The 1,742-nt window shown below is 75.4% G+C and carries 1 protein-coding gene; it reads left to right on the top strand.

Going from position 1 to position 1,742, the window contains the following annotated elements; translation table 11 throughout:
* Positions 1-1,742, top strand: a 1,742-nt coding sequence (locus tag AB0C29_RS46850; protein ID WP_360834649.1) for a hypothetical protein, incomplete at both ends; no start/stop codon positions are given.

Below are 1,742 nucleotides of genomic sequence, written 5' to 3'. Positions count from 1 at the left end.
GCCGACCTGCTCTCCGGCCTGGCCCGGACGACCGGCCCGGTGCTGCTGCACCTCGACGACGTGCAGTGGTTCGACGACGGCACCGTCCGGGTGCTCGAGCAGCTCGCCGCCGGGCTCACCGGGGTGCCGCTGCTCGTGGTGGCCACCGCCCGCAACGACGACGAGGGCGCGCCCGCGGCCGCCATGGTCCTGAACCGCCTCCAGCCCGGCCCCGACACCGACATCACGCTGGCGCCGCTGAGCGCCGCGGCGGTCGGTGACCTGATCAGCTCCCTGTCCGGCGGGGTCCGGATCGACGAGCGCGGGGCCACCGCGATCGCCGTGCTGACCGGCGGGAACCCGTTCGCGACGATCGGTTATGCCCGGGCGGTCATCGACGCCGGCCTGCTGACCCCCGACTGGGGCGTCTGGCGGGTGGACACCGCCGGCGTGCAGGAGCTGGCCCTGCCGGCCGACTCCGCCCAGCTGCTGCTGCGCCGGATGGGCACGCTGGCCCCGGAGAACCGCCGGCTGTTGCAGCTCGCCGGCGTCATCGGCGCCACCTTCGCCCCCGGCCTGGTCGCCGAGGTGGCCGGCGTCGGCCGCCGCCGGGTCCTCGACGTCCTCTCCGACGCCGCCCGCCGCGGCCTCGTCGAGCACCGCGAGGGCACCGTGCGGTTCGTGCACGACAGCATCCGCCTCGCGCTGATCGACGGCCTGCCCGACGACGAGGTACGCCGGCTGCACCAGCGCATCGCCGATGTGCTCGACCGTAAGGAGGGGGCCGACGTGTACGCCCTCGCCCGGCACTGCGCGCTCGGCGACCCCTCCTACGAGCCGGCCCGGATGCTGCGCGCGGGACAGGCCGCCGGAGCCCGGGCGCTGGCCGAGCACGCCCCCGACACGGCGCTGACCTTCCTGGAGTACGCCGCCGAGGCCGCCGAGACCGGCGGCCTGACCGTAGACAGTGAGTTCCACCAGCTGCTCGGGGTCGCGTACCACCAGAACGGCCGCTTCGACGAGGCGATCGCCGCCCTGACCACCGCCCTGGAGGGGACCACCGACCGGATCGCGCGGGCCCACCTGCACCTGCACCTGGCCCGCGTGCACGAGAGCAACTGGGGTGGTGCGGCGCAGGTCCGCGCGGTCGAGCAGGGCCTGGCCGAGCTGGGCCGCCCGCTGCCGCGCAACCCGGTCCTGGCCGCGCTCACCGGCATGTGGCTGTTCTTCGTGGGCTGCCTGATCGGCGTCACCCGGCTCGGCTACGGCACCGCCAAGGGCGCCTACCGCGAGCGGCTGCGGCTGCAGACGACGCTCTACCACTACGGCGGCTCCGGCAGCGTGCGTACCCTGCGCCCGCTGCGGTCACTGCTCTACGGCCTGCGGTTCATCCACCCGACGAGCCGGCTCGGCCGGACCCCGGAACGGGCCCGCGACCTCGTCGGCCTGACCCTCGCCCTGCGGATGCTGGGACTGCAGCGCACCTCCGACCGGATCACCGCGGCCGCCGTCCGGCAGGCCCACGAGTTCGGCGACCCCACCCTGCTCGCCCGCATCGACTGGATGACCGCCATCGCGGTGCACGGCAGCGGCGCCGACTCCGGCGAGCGGGTGCGCCAGGTGCTGGCCGAACGCGACCGCTTCCTCGACGTCGGGCTGATCCTCGACTGTTACGCCGTCCTCGGCTGGGACTGGCTGCTGCGCGGCGAGATCACCGAGGCCGAGGCGGCCCGCCCGGGCCGGCAGCGCTGGCTCGAGGGCGG

Origin of the sequence: Actinoplanes sp. NPDC048791 (assembly GCF_040650095.1) — a bacterium.
Lineage (GTDB): Bacteria > Actinomycetota > Actinomycetes > Mycobacteriales > Micromonosporaceae > Actinoplanes.
This window is presented reverse-complemented; position numbering and strand designations above follow the sequence as displayed.